The organism is Rhizobium sp. SVR5-9E (assembly GCF_056755095.1).
This window is the reverse complement of sequence record NZ_JBNDHS010000308.1, coordinates 1-330: the sequence shown is the minus strand read 5'-3', so window position 1 is coordinate 330 and position 330 is coordinate 1. Positions and strand designations below refer to the sequence as shown.

Sequence of the window (330 nt, the reverse complement as noted above, 5' to 3'; positions counted from 1 at the left end):
ACTCGACTAGTCGTCGGCAGCGTCAGATGTGTATAAGAGACAGGCGTAGAGTGTAATGGCATAAGGGTGCTTGACTGTGAGACCAACAAGTCGATCAGGTGCGAAAGCAGGACATAGTGATCCGGTGGTTCCGTATGGAAGGGCCATCGCTCATAGGATAAAAGGTACTCCGGGGATAACAGGCTAGTCTCCCCCAAGAGCTCACATCGACGGGGAGGTTCGGCACCTCGATGTCGGCTCGTCACATCCTGGGGCTGGAGAAGGTCCCAAGGGTTGGGCTGTTCGCCCATTAAAGTCTGTCTCTTATACACATCTCCGAGCCCACGAGAC

General features: G+C 54.5%; 1 rRNA gene. It reads left to right on the top strand.

The window, feature by feature from the left end:
• Positions 1 to 330, top strand: a 23S ribosomal RNA gene (locus tag ACPYOJ_RS34935); the annotation flags it as partial.